The 446-nt window shown below is 65.9% G+C and carries 1 protein-coding gene; it reads left to right on the forward strand.

From position 1 onward, the window contains the following. Positions 1-55: 55 nt before the first annotated feature. The coding region (locus tag M3206_RS18810) for a hypothetical protein (protein ID WP_251314036.1) at positions 56-446 on the forward strand (391 nt) is incomplete at its 3' end.

Raw genomic sequence — 446 nt, forward strand, 5'->3', positions numbered from 1 at the left:
GTCATTTTCTGCACCGTCACGCTTATCTGCCGACCGATCCTTCACCGGAGTTGTTATGACCGCTCGCCGACACCCGTTTTTCACCAGCGCCCGTGGCCGCCTGCTCTCCTTTAATCTGCTGATGGGCGTGGTCACCCTGTTGGTCAGCGGCGTGGCGGTGTTCGGCTTTCACCACGCCAGCCAGCTGCAGGAGCAGGTGCAGCGCCAGACTCTCAACGACATGCGCGGCAGTATGGATCTGGCGCGGGACACGGCGAATGTCGCCACGGCGGCGGTGCGCCTGTCGCAGGTGGTGGGGGCGCTGGAGTACAAAAGCGAAGCGGAACGGCTGCTGGCGACGCAGCAGGCGCTGAAGCACTCGCTGGCCCAGCTGGCGGCGGCCCCGCTGGCGCAGCAGGAGCAGGCGCGGGTGGCCAATATTATTCGCCGCAGCAACGCGCTGCAGC

It is taken from the genome of Fictibacillus phosphorivorans (assembly GCF_023715845.1).
Classification (GTDB): Bacteria; Bacillota; Bacilli; order Bacillales; family Fictibacillaceae; genus Fictibacillus; species Fictibacillus phosphorivorans_D.